At 72.2% G+C, this 17,973-nt stretch carries 16 protein-coding genes; 13 read left to right on the forward strand and 3 right to left on the reverse strand.

Annotated features, from left to right (window positions below):
- The 9 genes from blsG (at window position 1) to BUE43_RS17575 (ending at window position 11,547) form a co-directional block, all read left to right on the forward strand.
- The gene (gene blsG / locus BUE43_RS17535) at window positions 1-1,242 is read left to right on the forward strand and encodes an arginine 2,3-aminomutase (RefSeq protein WP_083959774.1); all 1,242 of its coding nucleotides are present in this window, start codon (window positions 1-3) and stop codon (window positions 1,240-1,242) included.
- Window positions 1,239-2,423: a DegT/DnrJ/EryC1/StrS family aminotransferase gene (locus BUE43_RS17540; RefSeq protein WP_073484439.1), complete on the forward strand. Its 1,185-nt coding sequence runs from the start codon at window positions 1,239-1,241 to the stop codon at window positions 2,421-2,423. Before blsG ends, BUE43_RS17540 begins: the two co-directional genes overlap by 4 nt.
- Window positions 2,420-3,664, forward strand: coding sequence for an ATP-grasp domain-containing protein (locus BUE43_RS17545; protein WP_073484441.1), 1,245 nt, complete (start codon window positions 2,420-2,422; stop codon window positions 3,662-3,664). The genes BUE43_RS17540 and BUE43_RS17545 overlap by 4 nt, the downstream gene beginning before the upstream one ends.
- 26 nt (window positions 3,665-3,690) lie before the next feature.
- Window positions 3,691-4,899, forward strand: coding sequence for an MFS transporter (locus BUE43_RS17550; RefSeq protein ID WP_073484442.1), 1,209 nt, complete (start codon window positions 3,691-3,693; stop codon window positions 4,897-4,899).
- Between the two features lie 57 nt (window positions 4,900-4,956).
- Complete coding sequence (locus tag BUE43_RS17555; RefSeq protein WP_073484443.1) at window positions 4,957-6,858, forward strand: hypothetical protein; 1,902 nt, start codon at window positions 4,957-4,959, stop codon at window positions 6,856-6,858.
- Window positions 6,859-6,874: 16 nt separating this feature from the next.
- Complete coding sequence (locus tag BUE43_RS17560; RefSeq protein ID WP_073484445.1) at window positions 6,875-7,489, forward strand: class I SAM-dependent methyltransferase; 615 nt, start codon at window positions 6,875-6,877, stop codon at window positions 7,487-7,489.
- 17 nt (window positions 7,490-7,506) lie between these two features.
- Window positions 7,507-8,814 (forward strand): UDP-glucose dehydrogenase family protein, encoded by a 1,308-nt coding sequence (locus BUE43_RS17565; protein WP_073484446.1) that lies wholly within the window; start codon window positions 7,507-7,509, stop codon window positions 8,812-8,814.
- A 106-nt stretch (window positions 8,815-8,920) separates the two neighbouring features.
- Entirely contained in the window at window positions 8,921-10,063 is a 1,143-nt protein-coding gene (locus BUE43_RS17570; protein WP_073484447.1) for an acyl-CoA dehydrogenase family protein, read from the forward strand.
- On the forward strand, window positions 10,060-11,547 hold the full coding sequence (locus BUE43_RS17575; RefSeq protein ID WP_073484449.1) for an AMP-binding protein: 1,488 nt from the start codon (window positions 10,060-10,062) through the stop codon (window positions 11,545-11,547). The genes BUE43_RS17570 and BUE43_RS17575 overlap by 4 nt, the downstream gene beginning before the upstream one ends.
- Here BUE43_RS17575 and BUE43_RS17580 read toward each other — a convergent pair.
- Complete coding sequence (locus BUE43_RS17580; RefSeq protein ID WP_073484450.1) at window positions 11,507-12,175, reverse strand: response regulator transcription factor; 669 nt, start codon at window positions 12,173-12,175, stop codon at window positions 11,507-11,509. The two genes, BUE43_RS17575 and BUE43_RS17580, sit on opposite strands and share 41 nt — an antisense overlap.
- Before the next feature lie 410 nt (window positions 12,176-12,585).
- Here BUE43_RS17580 and BUE43_RS17585 point away from each other — a divergent pair, with 410 nt between their 5' ends.
- The 4 genes from BUE43_RS17585 (at window position 12,586) to BUE43_RS17600 (ending at window position 15,682) form a co-directional block, all read left to right on the forward strand.
- Window positions 12,586-13,872, forward strand: a complete 1,287-nt coding sequence (locus tag BUE43_RS17585) for a GNAT family N-acetyltransferase (RefSeq protein ID WP_073484452.1) — start codon at window positions 12,586-12,588, stop codon at window positions 13,870-13,872.
- Window positions 13,873-13,927: 55 nt separating this feature from the next.
- Window positions 13,928-14,302, forward strand: a complete 375-nt coding sequence (locus BUE43_RS17590; RefSeq protein ID WP_073484453.1) for a nucleotide pyrophosphohydrolase — start codon at window positions 13,928-13,930, stop codon at window positions 14,300-14,302.
- A 96-nt stretch (window positions 14,303-14,398) separates the two neighbouring features.
- The gene (locus tag BUE43_RS17595; RefSeq protein ID WP_073484454.1) at window positions 14,399-14,971 is read left to right on the forward strand and encodes a TIR domain-containing protein; all 573 of its coding nucleotides are present in this window, start codon (window positions 14,399-14,401) and stop codon (window positions 14,969-14,971) included.
- A gap of 57 nt (window positions 14,972-15,028) precedes the next feature.
- The gene (locus BUE43_RS17600) at window positions 15,029-15,682 is read left to right on the forward strand and encodes a response regulator transcription factor (protein WP_073484456.1); all 654 of its coding nucleotides are present in this window, start codon (window positions 15,029-15,031) and stop codon (window positions 15,680-15,682) included.
- 63 nt (window positions 15,683-15,745) lie between these two features.
- On the opposite strand, the gene BUE43_RS17605 is transcribed toward BUE43_RS17600, so the two are convergent.
- Complete coding sequence (locus tag BUE43_RS17605; RefSeq protein WP_073484457.1) at window positions 15,746-16,048, reverse strand: acyl carrier protein; 303 nt, start codon at window positions 16,046-16,048, stop codon at window positions 15,746-15,748.
- 257 nt (window positions 16,049-16,305) lie between these two features.
- Window positions 16,306-17,943 carry an ABC-F family ATP-binding cassette domain-containing protein gene (locus tag BUE43_RS36105; RefSeq protein WP_073484459.1) on the reverse strand — a complete coding sequence of 546 codons (1,638 nt, stop codon included), beginning with the start codon at window positions 17,941-17,943 and terminating at the stop codon, window positions 16,306-16,308.
- Window positions 17,944-17,973: the final 30 nt, after the last annotated feature.

The raw sequence follows: 17,973 nt of genomic DNA on the forward strand, positions 1-17,973 counted from the left end.
ATGTCGAACCAGGGTTCCTCGCCGGGAACGGCGCAGACGGCCCCCTCCGGTCCCCAGCCAACGAGGCCCCAGCCAACGAGTCTCCAGCCAACGAGTCCGCAGCGGACAGATCCACAGTGGACCAGTCCACAGAGGACGGCGACCGACGAGCAGTGGGCCGACTGGCGGTGGCACATGCGGCACCGCGTCACGTCCCTGCCGAAGTTGCGCGAGTGGATCAGGGTGACGCCCGACGAGGAGCGGGCGATCCGGGAGAGCGCGGGGAAGTACCGGTGGAGCATCACGCCCTACTACGCCTCGCTGATGGACCCGGACGACCCGTCCTGCCCGGTCCGCCAGCAGGCCGTGCCGGCCCCCGGCGAGCTGACGGAGTTCCCGCACGCCGAGGTCGACCCGGTCGGCGACATGTTCTACCGCAGGACCAACCGCGTCGTCCACAAGTACCCGGACCGGGTGATCATGCTGGTGACCGAGGCGTGCCCGGTCTACTGCCGGCACTGCACCCGCAAGTTCCACACCACCGACGTGGACGGCACCTACTTCCGGGACGACGAGGGCATCTCCTACGACGAGGACCTGCGGTACATCGCGGAGCACCCGGAGATCCGCGACGTGCTGCTCACCGGCGGCGACCCGCTGTCCTACCGGGACGGCAAGCTGGAGGAGATCATCTCCTCGCTGCGGGCGATCCCCAGCGTGGAGATCATCCGGATCGGCAGCCGGTTCCCGGTGTTGTTGCCGCAACGCGTCACGACCGAGTTCTGCGAGATGCTCTCGCGCTACCACCCGGTCTGGCTGAACACGCACTTCAACCACCCCAAGGAAATCACGCCCGACGCGGCCGCGGCGGTCGACCGCTTGTTGCGGCACGGCGTGCCGGTGGGCAACCAGACGGTGCTGCTCAAGGGAATCAACGACTCGGTGGCCACGATGCGCCGACTGATGACGGAGTTGCTTCGCATCCGGGTGCGGCCCTACTACATCTACCACTGCGACAACGTCGTCGGCGTCTCCCACTTCATGACCTCCGTGGAGAAGGGGTGGGAGATCATGGCGGGCCTGCAGGGCCACATCACGGGCTTCGGTGTTCCCCAGTACGTGCTGACGACCAAACTCGGAAAGATCCCCATGGCGCGGCCGTCCTACTCCGCGACCGAGGCCGGTCTCGAACTCCACAACTACAGGGGGCAGACGATGGTGCTCGACGAGGCGTACCCGCTGACCGAGGAGGACGTGCGATGAGCCTGGACAAGCGGCTCGGGATGCGGTTCCTCCCCTACGGCGCGAACTACCTCGACTGGGACGACATGACCGAGCTCCGGGACGCGGTGCGGGACCGGGTTCTCTTCCGCTACCAGCGGCAGCCCGAGAGCTGCGCGACCCGACTGGAGGAGCACGCGGCCCGGCGGCTGGGCGCCCGGCACGTCCTGGCGGTGCACAACTGCACCGAGGCCCTGCGGCTGGCGCTGGTGGTGACCCGGCCCAGGATCGGCGACGTCGTCCACATCCCCGCCATGACCTTCGTCGCGGTGGCGGGCGCGGTCCTGTCCACCGGTTTGGTCCCGGTTCCGGTGGACATCGACGAGAACCTCTCCCTGGACGCCGGTCTGCTGCCCGCCGACGCCCAGCGGGTCATCGTGGCCCACATGGAGGGCGGGCTGGCCGAGGTGCCCGCGCACGTCCCCTACGTCATCGAGGACGCCGCCCAGGCGCTCGGCTCGCGCTTCCCCGACGGGACCCACGCCGGCACGAAGGGGTTCGCCGGGACGTTCAGCTTCCACCACAACAAGGTCCTCACCTCCGGCGAGGGCGGGCTCGTCACCACCAACGACGAAACCGCGTACTCCCTCATGCGCAGCTACCACGACCACGGGTCCGCGCGGCAGCCCGGGCGCTACCCGGTGTGGAACGAGGACGCGTTCTGGGGCGAGAACCTCGTCACCAGCGAGGAGGTCGCGGCCATCCAGCTCCAGCAGTTCCGGCACCTCGACGAGGTGTTGGCCGGCCTGCAACGGCATTACGACATCATGGTGGCGGAACTGCCGCGCCGGTCGGACATGCGGCCGCTGCCCAGGACCGCCGGTGAGGTCAAGATCAGCGTGCGGCTGGAGCTGGACAGCCGGGAGCTGCGGGACCGGGCGGTGGCGACGCTGACCGAACAGGGCGTCCCCAACTGGACGCTGGACAAGTACTTCCTGCCCGCCCACCCGGTGCTCACCGGGCGCCGTTCCCTCTACGCGGACGGATTCCCGTGGAGCTTCGCGCCCGACACGCCGGAGACGGCGGGCCTGAGCCGGGACGGCTTCGCCGCGACCAGGGAGCGCCTGGGCCGGATCGTCTGCCTGCCGCTGTTCCCGGAGCTGAGCGCCGACGAGCAGGCGGTCGCGGCCAAGAACGCCCGCGCCCTGCTGGAGCAGCTGTGAGCGAGCGGCCCGTGCTCCTCCTCGTGGACGGCTGGCCGTTGTCGTTCTGCCGCCACGTGATCCGGCGGGACGACGTCGACCTCGTCCTCCTGCGGTTCGCGGCCCACCGGGCGCTCTTCCCGGATTCCTATCTGGACGAGACCGCGCACCTACCGGCGTTCTGGGTGCGGGACGACGTCCCGCTGGCCGAGGAGGTGGCCCGCTACCACGACATGACCGCGCGGATCGGTCGACGGCCGACGTTCTTCTGCAACCCGTCCGAGCCGGCCCAGGAGATCGCGCACGACTTCGCCCGCCGCGCCGGCCTGCCGCACCTGACCGAGCAACAGGTCCGGTGGGTGCGGAACAAGGCGGCGATGAAGGACCGGTTCCGCGAACTGGGGTTGGCCACCGCCGACCACCGCGTGGTCGCCACCACGGCCGAGGTCAAGGAGTTCGGCCGGTCGCACGGCTGGCCGGTGGTGGTCAAACCGGTGGACTCCTTCGCCTGCATCGACACGTTCCTGGTGCGCGACGACCGCGACGTGGACCGGCTCGACCTGGCGCCGGCGCGCTCCTGGATGGTGGAGGAGTACGTCGGCGGTCAGGAGTGGGAGAACTGCGCGCTGGTCCTCGACGGCGCGGTGCTCGACGTCTGGCCGAGCGCCATGCCGGCCCGACCTCTGTCCATTGTGGACGGTGCGATCAACGCGAACATCAGCCTCGGCTCCGGTGAGGGTCCCGACGTCGACCTCAGGGGCCTGACCCAGCGGATCGTCACGGGAATGGGCCTGGACCACGGGTACCTGCACATGGAGTTCTTCGTGGACCGGGGGCGGGTGCTCGTCGGCGAGGTCGGCCTGCGCCTGGCGGGCTGCGAGATCCCGGCCAACCACGGCCACGCCTACGGGTTCGACGTCTTCGCCGCGACCCTCGACGTCTACCTCGGCCGCCGGCCGGACCTGGCGTACCGGTCGCGGCGCTGCGTCGGCGACCTGTTGCTCCCGCTGCCCGAGTCGGGCCGCGTCAACCACATCACCGGCGAGGAGGAACTGCTCGCGATGCCCGGCGTGATCGAGGCGGTCCTGCGGCACGGCCCCGGCGACGTGGTGACGGCCAGACGCATGTCGCACAACTCGGCCGGCTACGCGCACGTGGCGGGCGAGTCCGCCGAGGAGGTGGAGCGGCGCATGCGCCAGGTGCTCGACCGCTTCCGGATCGACATCGAACCCGTTGGCCCGCCTGCCGTCGCGGCACGGTAGGGCGCGACCCCGGGAAGGAACGCGTGATGGTCGGCGTCCTCCGCCGCTTCGCCCACCTGCTCACCCGGCCGAAGGTCGCCGCGGCGGCCTTCTGGAGCGTGCTGGCCCGGCTGCCGGTGTACCTGATGACCCTGGCCATCGTGCTCGTCGTCCGGGAACAGGGCGGCAGCTACGTCCAGGCCGGCACCGTCGCGGCCGTCTACACCCTGGCGATGGCCGTGCTCGGCCCGTGGGTGGGCCGGCAGGCCGACCGGCACGGGCACCGGCCCGTCCTGCTGGTCACGGGCCTGGCCTTCCCGCTGAGCATGGCCGCGTTCATCTGGTGGACCGAGCCGGGCACGCCGGCCCAGTTCGTGATGGCGGCGGTGTCCGGCTCGCTGCCCCCGCCGGCGAACTCCTCGGTCCGCTCGCTGTGGGCCCGGCTCCCGCTCGACGAGCGGGCCAGGGAGACGGCCTACCTGTGGGAGTCCCTGCTGACCGAACTGCTGATCATCGGCTCGCCGCTGCTGCTGGCCGCGTTGATGATCACCGGCTCGGCCTCGCTCGGCCTCACCGTGATCACGGCGGTCGGCGGCCTGGCCGCCTGCGGCTTCGCGCTGACCCCCGCCCTGGCCGTCGTCCGGCCGGCGGGCGGGGGCGCGGTGGGCCTCGGCCCGCTCTGCGAACGCGGTCTGCTGACCCTGTTCGCCCTCATGGCCGGGTACGCGGTGCCGATCGGCCTGCTCACCCTGGCGATCCCGGCTTTCGTGGACCAGCACGGGGAACGGGGCCACACCGGGTTCGTCTACGCGTGCTGGGGCGTGGGCAGCGCGGTCGGGGTGCTGCTCCTGGGCAACCTCGGCATGGGGCGGCCGGACCACCAGCGCTTTCCCTGGCTGGTCCTCGCCTACGCCGTCGGTCTCGCCCTGCCGGTGCTGGCGTTCTCCGAGCCGACCCTCGGCCTGGCCCTGGCCGTCGGCGGGCTGCCCATCGCCCTGGTGGCGGCCACCGAACTCTCCCTCGTCCGGGGGTTGGCCGAGCCGCACACCCTCACCGAGGCCTTCACCTGGGCCTCGACCGCCACCGTCGTGGGCGAGGCGGCCGGCCAGCAACTGGGCGGGCTGCTGGTCGAGCGGGCGGGGGCCAGGGGGGTCTTCGCCGTCGCCGTCGCCGTCGCGCTGGCCGTCGCCGTGCTGTGTTTCGCCGCCAGGGGCGTGCTTTCCCGTCGCACGCCCTCCGAAGTGTTCTCCGACTGAGCGTTCTCCGACCGACCTTCCGACAACCACCACGAGACTGACCACTGAGGAGCACGGATGAACTCCGCTGTCGCCGGCCACCGCCGGGCCACGGCACCCCCCGACGCGGAGCGCGGGGACCCGTTGTTCCACCCGTTCGACACGACGGAGGAGTACGCCGAGGCGGTCGAGGAGTTCCTCGCGGGGACGACCGGGTCGGTCCCGGTGCTGGTCGCGGGGCGGGACGACCTGCGCGACGGCCTCGCCGCCGCGCCCGACCTCTACGCCGGCCCCCGCCGGCCCGACCCGCTCACCACGGGCGTGCTGCTCGGCGCCGAGGAGCTCCCACCCGGGCTCGTCGCGCTCGCCCGGCCGCTGGCCACGACCTGGCTCGCGGCGTCGGACCTGGACCTGGCGGCCCTGCGGCGGGAGGCCGGCGAGCTGCTGGTGGTGGGCGTCTACGACCAGCTCCGCCTCGACCCGGTGCGGGAGCTGTTGCTGGCCAGCTACCGCTGCCCCACGGGCGGCCCGTCGTTCCTCAGTGGACGCGACGTGCCCTCGTTGAGCTGGCACCTCGCCAAGCAGTACGCCGCGCCGAGCGCCGCCGTGTCCGCGGTGGGCGTCTTCACCGACACCGACCGTCCACCCAGGACGGACGAGGTGCTGGTCTTCGACGACCGGGACTTCGAGCGGCGGGACATCCAGGCGGAGATCCTCGACCGCTCCTGGCGGCGCGTGGTCTTCCAGGGGCACGGCAAGGACGACAGCATCAACCTCGGCGAGTTCACCATCTGCGGCCTCAACCCGGGCGTGCCGCCGTCCCCCGACCTGCTCCGGCCGCGGTGCGGCTACGGGTTGTCCTGCTACAAGCCGGAGGACAAGCTCGTCCCGCTGCGGAACGTGCGGGCCACCGAGGTCGTCCTGAGCGCGTGCAACAGCGGCCCTCTCGCCGACCTCGCTCTCTACGACCCGAGGTACCAGCTCCTGCTCAACGCGTTGGACAGCCCCGCCCGCACCGTGGTGTCGGCGGTGTCGGTGCACGACACCGACCGGCCGGAGAACGTCGCGTGGGCCAGGGGCGCCGTCGCCGGCGCCGACTCCACCGACGTGCTCAACGCCAGCCTCGCGGCCTCCCACCCCTATCCGGCGTTCCTGCGGTTCGGCGTGCCCGAACCGAACCGTCCCGCCGCGCCCCAGCCCGCCGAGCACGCGCCGGACCCGCTGGTCCTGGGCGTCGGCCGGCGGCTGACCGCGCTCCTCACCGGCGATCTCCTGCCGCCCCAGCACAAACTGCGGCCACGGCTGGGGAAACTGGCCCGCAAGGTGGACGGCTGGGTGGCGCGCCCGACGCACACCGCCGACCAGGACCCCGGGGAGATCCGCGCCTCGCTGGAGGCCGACCTCCAGTCGCTCGACCACGTGATCGCGCGGCAGGTCGCGGACAACCCCGAGGACGAGATCATGAACTTCCCGGCCCACTTCGGGGATCGCAGCCGGCTGGCCGCCGAGGCGACCGAGGCCGTCACCTGCCACTGCGGCCGGCCGGCGCAGCGCTTCCTCCGCCGGGGCCTGCTCCCGCACGTCCTCGACACCACGTGTGTGGTCTGCATGCGGTGCGGCGACGTGGTGTTCCGGATCCCCGACTCCCCGGAGCTGTGGGCCGACGCCGCCGAGGAGGCGCCGCACGGCGGTGAGCTGGTGGTCCGGCTCCGCGTCCGGGGAAGCCGGCGCGGCCCGGCCCAACTCGGCCTGTTCGTGCCCACCTACCTCCGCACGGCGTGCGCGGTGGACCCCGTGACCACCCGCGTGCGCCTCAGCCCCGACGAGGAGCGCGAGGTTCGCTTCACCCTGCGGTTCGCCGAGGACACCTCGCCCCAGGCGTACTACTTCACCGCCTACGTCGTGCAGGACCTCGCCATCACCACCGCCCGACGGCACTTCGGTGTCGTCCCCGCCCAGCAGCCCGTCCGCCACCCGTGAGCCGAGGAGAGCAGCGATGACGACCGCCAAGCCGGAGATCAAGCTCGTGGAGACCGAGGACGAGGTGACCCTCTCGATCGGGGGCGAACAGGCCATGCAGGCCTGGGAACGGGACCTGATGTGGGCGAGCGCGGACCTGCTCTGCCAGCACGGGTCCCGCTTCTACGAGGTCGGGCTGGGCCTGGGGATGTCCGCCCTGCGCATCGCGAACAACCCCGCCACCGAGCGGCACACCGTCCTCGAACTGTTCCCTGAGGTGATCGACCTGTTCCGGGAACGCCATCCCGAACCGCCACCCACCCTCCACGTCGAACAGGGCGACTTCTTCGAGAAGGTCAGCGAACTGCCCACCGAGAGCATCGACGGGATGTTCTTCGACCCCGCGCTGGACATGGAGGTGTGGCGGAACGAGGAGATCTGGCACCGGGTGATGCCCGAAGTCGTGCGCGCGCTGCGTCCCGGCGGGGTGTTCATCCCGTTCTTCAGCACCAAACCGGAGTTGCGCTGGCAGTACGTCCCGCACTTCCGCACGGTCCGGGTGGAGCGGCACACCTACGAGGCGTACGAGCACACCGAGTACACCTACGGGCGCTCGGGGTACGCCTTCATCCAGTGCTTCCACAAAGACTAGGCCGTGGGCGGTCCTCGGTGTTCCCGCAGCGGATCGCGGTCGTCGGCACCGGCTACGTCGGGCTGACCACCGGCGCCTGCCTCGCCTCCCTCGGGCACGACGTGACGTGCGCCGACGTGGACGAGGCCAAGGTCGAGCGGCTTCGCCACGGCCGCACCGACATCCTCGAACCCGGGTTGGCCGACCTGTTGGCCGGGGGCCTCGCGGCGGGGCGGCTGCGGTTCCTGGTCGACCTGGCCGAGGCGGCGGGGGAGGCGGAGGCGGTGTTCCTCTGCCTCCCCACCCCGAGGGGGCCGGCCGGCGCCGCCGACCTCGGCGTGGTCGAGTCCGTCGTCCACGAGCTCCGCCGCGTCGTGCGGCCCGGCGCCGTCCTGGTGTGCAAGTCGACCGTGCCCGTGGGCACCGCCGCGCGGCTGACCGCCCTGGTGGCCAGGGACGACGTCGCCGTGGTGTCCAACCCGGAGTTCCTGCGGGAGGGCACCGCCGTTGCGGACTTCCTCGGCCCGGACCGGATCGTCGTGGGAGCCGACGACCCGGACGCCGTCGAGCGGGTCGCGGCGCTCTACGCCGGGCTGGGCGCGCCGGTCGTGCGCACCGACGCGCGGAGCGCGGAGATGGTCAAGTACGCGGCCAACTGCTTCCTCGCGATGAAACTGTCCTATGTGAACACTCTCGGCGAGCTGTGCGAGCGGTTGGGCGCCGACCTCGGGGCGGTGACCGAGGGCATGGGGCTGGACCGGCGGATCGGCCCCGGGTTCCTGCGGCCGGGCCCCGGCTGGGGCGGCTCGTGCCTGCCGAAGGACGCGGCGGCGATGTTGCGGATGGCGACGGTCGCGGACGTGGACTTCGGGCTCCTGCGCGCCGCCGTCGAGGCGAACCAGCGGCACCGCGGGCGGGTGGTCGCCAAGGTCCGCGCCGCCGTCGGGGGCCGGCTGGCCGGGGTCCGGATCGGGGTGCTGGGCTTGGCGTTCAAGGCCGGCACCTCCGACCTCCGCGACTCGCCGGCGATCGAGGTGGTCCGGTTGCTGGGCCTGGAGGGCGCGGAGGTCGTCGCGCACGACCCGGCCGTCTCGCCCGACCTGCCCGGCGTGGTGGTGGTGGACGACCCGTACCTGGTCGCCAAGCAGGCGGAGGCGGTGGTGGTCCTCACCGAGTGGCCGCAGTTCCGCGCCATCGACTGGGCGCTCGTCGCGCAGGCGATGACCGGGCGGACCGTCGTCGACCCGAGGAACCACCTCGACCCCGAGCCGCTCGCCAGGGCCGGCCTGGTGTGGCTGGGGACCGGGTGCGGCGCGCGGGGGCGTGCCGGCTGTCCGGCCGACTAGAGCGAGCGGCGTCCACCTCGGGTGCCCACTCGGGTGTCCACTTTGGATGTCCACTTCGGACGTACGCACGGGATGAGCGCGGCGGGTGTCGCCAGGGGAGGGCGCGATGGACTTCGCGTGGACAGACGAGCAGGAGCGGCGTCACCAGGAGATCCTGGACGCCGTGGCGAAGATGTGCGCCAACGACGACTTCCAGGGTGGTTCCGGGTACTTCGACCGGCGGCAGTGGCGGGCGGTGGCGGACGTCGGGCTGCTCGGCCTCCCGCTGCCGCGCGAGCACGGGGGCCAGGACCTGGGAGCGCTGGACACGGCCCGCTGCTTCGAGGCGTTCGGCAGGGCGTGCACCAGCACCGGCCTGGTGTTCGCGGCCGGCGCGCACCTGTTCGCGTGCGCGGTGCCGACAGCCCGGTTCGGCTCCGCGCCGGCCAAGGAGCGCTACCTGCCGGGGATGTGCTCCGGTGAGCTCGTCGCGGGCAACGCCATGACCGAGGAGGCCGCCGGCTCCGACGTCAGCCGGCTGGCCACCCGGGCGCGGGAGGTCCCCGGCGGCTACGTCCTCGACGGCACGAAGAGCTTCGTCAGCAACGGCCCGGTGGCGGACGTGCTGGTGACCTACGCGACCACCGATCCCGAGCTCGGCTACCTGGGGCAGACCGCGTTCGTGGTCGACGCCCGCGGTCCGGGCGTGGTGCTCGGCGAGCCGTTCCCGAAGATGGGACTGGACGAGGTGCCCGCCGGCGCGGTGACGTTCCGGGAGTGCTTCGTCCCCCGGGAGAACGTGCTCGGCGAGCCCGGCGGTGGGGCGGCGGTCTTCCAGCACTCGATGCGGTGGGAGCGGACCTGCCTGTTCGCCGGATACCTCGGGTTGATCGACCGGGTCCTGGACGAGGTGCGCGACCGGGTCCGGACCCGACGGCAGTTCGGCCGCGCGCTGGCCGACTTCCAGGCGGTGTCGCACCGGGTCGTGGACATGAAGCTGCGGGCGGAGTCCGCGCGGCTGCTGCTGTACCGCGCGTGCTGGGAGATCGACCGGGGCGGGAGCGCGAACCTCGCCGTGGCGCTGGCGAAACTGGCGGTCGCCGAGGGCGCGGTGGCCAACGCGCTGGACGCCGTCCGCCTGTTCGGGGCGGAGGGCTTCCTGGTCGGGGCCGGCATCGAGAAGGCGTTGCGCGACAGCGTGCCCAGCCTGCTGTTCTCCGGGACCTCCGAGATCCAGAAGACCCTCGTCGCGAAGGAGCTGGGCCTGTGACGTTGCACGAGCTGGTCGTCGCCGCCGCGCGCCGGACGCCGGACGCGCTCGCCGTCCAGGACGCCGTGACCGCGCTGACGTACCGGGAACTGGACGAGTTCGCCGACCGGTACGCGGCGGCACTGGCCCGGCGCGGCGTGACCGCCGGCGACCGGGTGTTGATCTGGACGGCCAAGAGCGCGGCGACGGTCGCGCTCATGCAGGGCTGCCTGCGCGTCGGCGCGGTCTACGTCCCCCTCTCGGCGGCGAACCCGCCGGCACGGGCCGAACGCGTGGCCACCGGGTGCGCACCCGCGCTGCGGGTGACCGACACGGCCGGCATGGCTCGGTTGGCCACGACCGACGTGCCGGAGAACGAGGCCGGAAGATGGTGCGAGCTGACATCCCTCGCCGAGGAGGCGGCCGGGCTCCCACCGCCCGCACCGCACCGGGGATCACCGGACGACCTCGCCTACGTGCTGTACACCTCCGGATCGACCGGTGAGCCGAAAGGGGTGTGCCTGAGCCACGGCAACGCCCTCGCGTTCGTCCGGTGGGCGTGCGCGGAGCTGGCCGTCGGGCCGACCGACCGGCTGGCCAACCACGCCGAGTTCAACTTCGATTTGTCGGTGTTCGACCTCTACGCGGCCTTCCACGCCGGCGCCTCGGTCCACCTGGTCAGCAGCGAGGCCGCCTACGCCCCCGAGCAGCTCGTGCGGTTGATCCGGGACCGCGAGCTGACGATCTGGTACTCGGTGCCCTCCGCGGTGGCGCTGATGATCACGAGGGGTGGGCTGCTGGCCGGTCCGCCGCCGCCCCGGCTGCGCTGCTGCGTCGTCGCCGGCGAGCCCGTCTCGGTCGAGCACGTCCGCCAGCTGCGGGTGGCGTGGCCGGCGGTGCGGCTGTTCAACTGGTACGGGCCGACCGAGACCAACGTGTGCAGCTCCTACGAGATCGGCCCGCTGGAGAGCGTTCCCGACCGCGTGATCCCGATCGGCCGCGCGAGCTGCGGCGACACGTTGACGCTGGCGACGACGTCGGAGGGGTCCGTCGGCGAGCTGGTCGTCTCCGGGCCGACCGTGATGTTGGGCTACTGGGGCGAGCCGCCGCAGGTCGGCCCCTACGCGACCGGCGACCTCGTGCGGCGCGACGAGCGGGGAGAGCTGGAGTTCGTGGGTCGCCGCGACCACGTGGTGAAGGTGCGGGGGCACCGGATCGACATCGCCGAGGTCGAGTCGGCCCTGGTCGAGCTCGACGGGGTGGCCGAGGCCGTCGTCGTGAGCACCGGCCAGGGGCTGGCTGCCCGGTTGCACGCCGTCTGCGTCGTCCGGCCCGGGGCGCGGGCGCCGAACCTGCTGGAGGTCAAGCGGCACGGCGCGCGGCGGCTGCCCCCGTACATGCTGGCGGACGCGGTGCACGTGGTGGCCGAGCTGCCGAGGACGGCCAACGGCAAGTACGACCGGCCTAGCCTGGCGAAGCGGATCGAGCGGGGGGAGCTGACGTGAGCGGCTCGACCAGACCGGTCTCGTAGGCGAACCCGACGGCCTCGGTCCGGTGCCGGATCCCGAGCTTGGCGAACAGCCGCCGCACGTGCGACTTGACGGTGCTGGTGCTCAGGAAGAGCTTCCGGGAGATCGCGCCGTTGTCGCAGCCCCGCGCGATCAGGAGGAGCACGTCGAGCTCGCGGTCGCTGAGGCTGTCGAGCGCGGCGGGGTCCACCCGGGGCTCGGACCGGCCGCCAGGGGACCGCCCGCCGGGCGGCGAGCTGGTCAGCCAGTAGCCGGCGGCGACCACGCGGATGGCCGCGACGACCTCCGGCGCCGAGCAGTTCCTGGGCAGCACTCCGTGAACCTGGTGGTGACAGATGGCTTCGCCCCCGTCGTCGAACACGAGCACTCTCGGGCCGCGCGCGGAATCCCCGCCCGTCCGGACCGCGTTCCGGAGAACGCGGCGGACCGCGTCGTCGGGTCGTTCGACCAGGACGACGTCCGGTTCCGGATCACCCGGCCGACTCGCCCACCCGTCGACCACCTCGATTTCCGGGCACTCCCGCAGACCGGCGAGGGTTCCGACCCAGAACGGACTTCCGGAACCCAGGGGCGACACGGTGATCCGCTTCCCGGTGCTGGCCATTTCCCGTCTCCCCGCCCACGTGCGACCTGCCGTCCGGGCCGGTCCCGGGCCGGACGGTGATCACCGGTGGGGAACCGACGACTTCGCGGCTCCACTCGTATCACCTCGGGGAAGGGCTCTCAACCGCGTCACTCCTCCGTCAGCCCGAAATGGGGAAAGAAATGCTACGGATCGCCGTCGTCAATCACTCCCGCAGGTGGCTCGCGGATCGCTCGCTTAACCCTTACCGGTGATGCGGGTGACGGATACCGTGATGTTGGGTAAATTGATTCCCGCGCGACTGGACGTCGATCCCCGGAGTTGAGCGGCATTCGCCCCGGCGTCGCGACGTCCTCATCACCGGATTTCCGCGACTCGTCCGGGGCGGCGTTCGGGTCGGTCGGTCGCACGGTCGGGCACCTGGAGGGCACGTGGCAGCAACCTTCCCCGGCGAAGACAACTTCCCTCGTGACATCGACCCGGGCGGACCGGACGGAACGGTCGCGAGCCTGGTCGAGGAACCCCGCGGCCGGACCGGTGAGCGGGTGGTCGACCGGATCACCGTCGACCACCGCGGCAGCCCCGACACGAGCAGCCCCGACACGAGCGGCCCCGACACTGACGGCTCTGACACGAACAGCTCTGGGGCGAACGGCCCCGACACGAACGGCCCCGACACGAGCGGTGCCCACGACACCAGCAACAGACACGAGCCGAACGGCGCCGAGGCGCGGGTGCGCCCGGTGACCGAGGCGGATCGGCAGTTCGTGCGGGCGCTCTTCGCGGAGTCGCTGCCGGCCCACTACTCCGGCGACCACCTCGCCCACGCGGACCGCGTCCTGGACGCCCACCTGGCGGGCGGTGTCGACCGGTACGGCCACTTCTCCCTGCGGCAGCGGATGTTCGTCCTGGCCGACGCGCGGGAGTGCTACGGCGTCGTCCACCTGGTGTGCAAGCGCCAGCGCACCGTCAAGATCAGCCCGTTGCTGGTCAGCCCCTCGTACCGGGGCCGGCTGCTGGGCGGCTACGCACTGCTGGCCAAGGCCGAGGAGTACGCCCGCGCGACCGGCGCCCGCCAGCTCTACTGCACCGTGTCCGAGACCAACCCCGCCACGCTGCGGTTCATGCGGCTCAACGGCTTCGTCGTCGCCGGTTCGGCGTTCGAGCAGTACAAGCCGGGTGTCCGCGAGTTCATGCTGTACAAGGTGCTGAACGCGCCCGAGCCAGCGCCCGGGCGGGGCGAGTTGACCGTCCGCGACCTCGTCGACGGGGACGTTCCCGCGATGTCCGCGCTCGTGCTCGCGGCGTTCGAGCCGGTGTGCACGGGGCTGGGGCAGGACTGGGTGGACGCCCTGGTCCGGGCGTACCGGAGGCGCCACACCCGGGACCTGAACCAGAAGTACAAGGACATCCACGTCGTGGTGGACCGCGACGGGCGGTTGCGGGGCGTCGCCGCGACCGGCCCGAAGAAGGGCGGCTCCACCAAGGTGATGCCGCTGTGCGCCGCGGACCCGGAGGCCCTGTCCGAACTCCTCGCCCGGCTGCCGGAGCGGGTCTGCCCGCAAGGCGGGCGGATGTACTCCCACCAACCGCCCGACCCGACGACATCGCGGGTTCTCCAGGCCCACGGGTGGGAGGTCGACGCGTTGCTGCCGGGCGCCTACCGCGACGACCAGTGCATGGTCCAGTGGAGCCGCCGGGTCGAGGGTGGGCCGTGACCGCGTCCGCCGCGCAGCCCGGATTTCCTGTGCCACCAACCAGGTGAGGAACGAGATGAGTGATCTGCGGAGCTACGCCGACGAGTTGTTCGCCTTCGTCGCCGCGCGGGACTGGGACGTGGTGGAGAACCCCAAGGACCTGGCCATGGCGTTGGGCGGCGAGTGCGGCGAGCTGCTCGCCCTCCTGCAGTGGCACGGCGCGGAGGAGGCCGGGCGGCGGGTGCGGGAGGACCCGGACTTCCGGCGGAGGTTCGGCCACGAACTCGCCGACGTCCTGAACTACCTGCTGCGCCTGGCCCGCAACGCCGACCTCGACCTGCTGGCGGTCGCCCGCGAGAAGCTGGCGATCAACGAGCGGCGGTACCCGGTGGAGAAGGCGCGGGGCAGCAGCGCGAAGTACACCGAGCTCGTCGACGCCGACGTCGACTAGGTGGGGCTGGGCCGGGCCTCGGTCGTCCGCCGAGCCCGACCGAATCTCGTTCTGCCAGAACAGTTTCCCGACACCCTTCTCGCACCGGAGGTGGCGATGGCCGACCGTGTTCGCATCTTCCTCGCGGCACCGTTCGTGCAGTTCCTGGTGGGGGACCGGGTGACCGACCAGTGGCGTCACCGGCTGACCGCCCTGCGGGAGCGGCTGCTGGCGGGCGGCGCGGCGGTCTTCAACGCCCACCACAACGAGGGCTGGGGCGAGTTCGGGCTGCCGCCGGAGCAGTGCGTGCCGAGCGACTTCCGGGGCGTGGTGGCCTGCGACGCCGTGTGCGCCTACGCGGGCGACCCCGTCTCCGCCGGTGTCGCGGTGGAACTCGGGTGGGCCTCGATGCTGCGCAAGCCGATCGTCCTCGCGGCGGACGCGCGCACCAGACTGACGCCGATGATCGAGGGACTGGGCGCCGTGACCCGCGTCGAGACGATGCGGTTGGCGGACGGGCTCGACGACGGGGCGATCGAGGAGATGGCCACCACGGCGCTCCGCCTCGCGGCCGAGGCCCGGACGTGGGCGCCACCGCTGTGGCCCGGCGCGCGGCTCGACGCCCCGTTGGGGTACGCGGCCCTGGAGAACGACGCGTCCGAGCTCCTGTTCGGGGAGATCCCCGCGTGACCGGGGGAGATGACTGAGGACCGCGCGGCCCCGGCCGGGCGCCGTCAGGGGCGTGACATGCGGGCACCACCGGTCGACGTGCTGTTGGTGGGCGACCACTCGTTGACGTCGTACGGCCTGCGCGTGGCCATCGACCAGTTCCCGACGACCCGCCTGACGGCGGAGGTCACGACTCTCTCCGAGGCGGTCCGCCGCTGCGCGCGGGGACGCGTCGACGTGGTCGTCGTCAACGCGGCGGCGTCCGGCGTCGGCGCCGTCGCGTTGGTTCGCGCCGTGCGGCGGCTGGCCGATCCGCCCCCGGTCCTGTGCCTGTTGCCGCCCTCGGGTGCGGAGCTGGCCCGCCAGCTCGCGGCGGCCGGGGCCAGTGGGCTGCTGTACCTGACGGTCAGCCCGAGGGAACTGGAGGCCGCGGTGCTGGTGCTGCGCGCGGGCTGTTCGATCAGCCTGTGCGCCCCGGCCCACCGCCCCCGGTACCGGTGGGACGCGGAGATCGCCGCGACCGCCGACCCGCGTGGGCTTTCCGGCCGGGAGCTGGACGTTCTGCGGATGATCACCGAGGGCCGCACCAACGCGGAGATCGCGATCCGCATGGCGATCGGCGAGAGCACGGTGAAAACCCACGTGCGGCGCGTCCTGCGCAAGCTCGGCCGCAGGAGCCGCGCCGAACTCGCCGCGCTGGCCTACGAGCGGTACATGATCGCGCGGCCGTGATTTCCGGCGATGTAACGGAAATCGGCTGCGTGGTTGATCCCGTGCACCGGACACAGTGGACTGTCAGTTGTGGACAGCGCGTTCGCCGTGCAGGTCGACCACCAGTGCGGTGACGGCGTCGAGGTTCCGGAAGTGGGCGCCGTGGACCTTTTCCGGTGGCACGAGGACGTCGAACCGCGTTCTGATGTGGGCGACCAGTTCGGCGGTGGTGAGGGAGTTCAGGACGCCCCATTCGAGAAGGGGGGTGCGCCCGTCGATCTCGACGTGGTCGTCCTTGAGGACGTGGCGGAGGACGTACTCCCGCAGTGCGGCCAGAACATCCTCGGCGACAAGGGAAACACGCTCGGTCGTCTGGTGTCGGGGCACTGTTCTGGGTTGGGACACTGCTTTGGGTCGGGACACTGTGGCCACCTAGGAACCTCGACCCTCCCGACGCACGGGAGGGGGTGCGGATGTCCGTCGACCAGGAGGCCGTTCTCTCCCGGTCCGGGCGCGGAGGCACGGCCGAGGCTACTCGGCCGCCCCGGCGTCCGACCTCCTCCCCAGGGCCGAACCGCACGTCGGTACTTTCGGTGGACAGCCGACCACGTCGCCGACGGCGAACCCGCCAGGAGCCCCCGGTGTCAGCGGGCGCGTTGCGGTTTCGGCTCGTCCCACACGGGTTCCTCGACCTCCACGACCTGACCGTCGGAGCGGAAGAGGAGGTACCGGTCGAAGGAGCGGGCGAACCAGCGGTCGTGCGTCACCGCGGCGACGGTCCCGGTGTAGGTCTGGAGCGCGTCCTGGAGCGCCTCGGCCGAGACCAGGTCGAGGTTGTCGGTGGGCTCGTCGAGCAGGAGCAGGGTGGCGCCGGAGAGTTCGAGGAGCAGGATCTGGAACCGCGCCTGCTGGCCGCCGGAGAGGGACTCGAACCGCTGGTCGCCGCCGGCCGCCAGCCCGTACCTGCTGAGCGCGGCCATCGCCGCGCCGCGGTCCAGGCCGGCGCGCCCCTCCTCGCCGTGCCAGAGGATGTCGACCAGCGTGCGCCCCACCCATTCCGGGTGGTGGTGGGTCTGCGCGAACAGGCCGGGGACCACGCGCGCGCCCAGTCGGCACACGCCCTCGTGGCGGACTGTGCTGACCTGGTCGTTCTCGGACTCGGCCAGCAGCCGGAGGAAGTGGCTCTTGCCGGACCCGTTCGCGCCGAGCACCGCGACCCGGTCGTCGAAGAACAGCTCCAGGTCGAACGGCTGGGTCAGGCCCGTCAGCCGCAGGTCCTGGCAGGTGACCACCCGGACGCCGGTGCGCCCGCCCCGCAGCCGCGGTCGCACGCGTTGCTCCCTGGGCGGCGCCGGGGGCGGGCCGGCCTCCTCGAACTTGCGCAGCCGCGTCTGCGCCGCGCGGTAGCGCGAGGCCATGTCGTCGCTGATCGTCGCCTGCTGGCGGAGGGTGCGCACCAGCTCGCGGAGCTTCTCGTGCTCCTCGTTCCACCGCCGGCGCAACTCGGCGATCCGCTCCCACCGGGCCCGGCGCGCCTCGTGCCAGGTGCGGAAGCTGCCGCCGTGGGTCCACGCGCTGCCGGCCTCGATCGTGACCACCTGGGTGGCCGTGTTCGCCAGCAGCTCGCGGTCGTGGCTGACCATCAGGACGGCCTTGGCGGAGCGGGAGAGCTGCTCCTCCAGCCAGCGCTTGCCCGGCACGTCGAGGTAGTTGTCCGGCTCGTCGAGCAGCAGGACCTGTTCGGGGCCGCGGAGCAACGCCTCCAGCACCAGGCGTTTCTGCTCCCCGCCGGAGAGCGTCGCGACGCCGCGGAAGCGGGCGCGGTCGTAGGGCAGGGCCAGCGCCGCGATCGTCACCGTGTCCCACAGCACCTCGGCGTCGTACCCGCCCGCCTCGCCCCACGCGGCCAGCGCGTTGGCGTAGCGCATCTGGACGTCGGCCGAGTCGTCGTCCATCAGGGCCAGCTCGGCCGCGTCCAGCTCCGCGGCGGCGTCCCGGACCCGCGACGGCGCGACGGCGAGCAGCAGGTCCCGCACGGTGCGGTCATCCCGCACCGAGCCGATGAACTGCGGCATGACGGCCAGACCGCCCTGCACCCGGATGCCGCCGTCCGGCGAGGACAGCTCACCGGACAACACGCGCAGCAGGGTGGTCTTCCCGGCTCCGTTGTCACCCACAAGGGCGACAACATCACCCGAGGACACCCGCAGGGACACGTCGTGGAACAACACCCGGCCGTCCGGCAGCACGTGCGAGAGCGCCGTCGCCTCCAGGAAGCCCATGTCCCCAGACTAGCCGTGCCCGGGACGGAG

Origin of the sequence: Streptoalloteichus hindustanus (assembly GCF_900129375.1) — a bacterium.
GTDB lineage: Bacteria > Actinomycetota > Actinomycetes > Mycobacteriales > Pseudonocardiaceae > Streptoalloteichus > Streptoalloteichus hindustanus.

What these genes read in the sequence shown, in the direction of transcription:
- BUE43_RS36105 (WP_073484459.1), bottom strand. Translation starts at nt 17,943, where the DNA reads ATGGGCTTCCTGGAGGCGACGGCGCTCTCGCACGTGCTGCCGGACGGC.
- BUE43_RS17590 (WP_073484453.1), top strand. Translation starts at nt 13,928, where the DNA reads ATGAGTGATCTGCGGAGCTACGCCGACGAGTTGTTCGCCTTCGTCGCC.
- BUE43_RS17595 (WP_073484454.1), top strand. Translation starts at nt 14,399, where the DNA reads ATGGCCGACCGTGTTCGCATCTTCCTCGCGGCACCGTTCGTGCAGTTC.
- BUE43_RS17560 (WP_073484445.1), top strand. Translation starts at nt 6,875, where the DNA reads ATGACGACCGCCAAGCCGGAGATCAAGCTCGTGGAGACCGAGGACGAG.
- BUE43_RS17555 (WP_073484443.1), top strand. Translation starts at nt 4,957, where the DNA reads ATGAACTCCGCTGTCGCCGGCCACCGCCGGGCCACGGCACCCCCCGAC.
- BUE43_RS17570 (WP_073484447.1), top strand. Translation starts at nt 8,921, where the DNA reads ATGGACTTCGCGTGGACAGACGAGCAGGAGCGGCGTCACCAGGAGATC.
- BUE43_RS17550 (WP_073484442.1), top strand. Translation starts at nt 3,691, where the DNA reads ATGGTCGGCGTCCTCCGCCGCTTCGCCCACCTGCTCACCCGGCCGAAG.
- blsG (WP_083959774.1), top strand. Translation starts at nt 1, where the DNA reads ATGTCGAACCAGGGTTCCTCGCCGGGAACGGCGCAGACGGCCCCCTCC.
- BUE43_RS17600 (WP_073484456.1), top strand. Translation starts at nt 15,029, where the DNA reads ATGCGGGCACCACCGGTCGACGTGCTGTTGGTGGGCGACCACTCGTTG.
- BUE43_RS17540 (WP_073484439.1), top strand. Translation starts at nt 1,239, where the DNA reads ATGAGCCTGGACAAGCGGCTCGGGATGCGGTTCCTCCCCTACGGCGCG.
- BUE43_RS17580 (WP_073484450.1), bottom strand. Translation starts at nt 12,175, where the DNA reads ATGGCCAGCACCGGGAAGCGGATCACCGTGTCGCCCCTGGGTTCCGGA.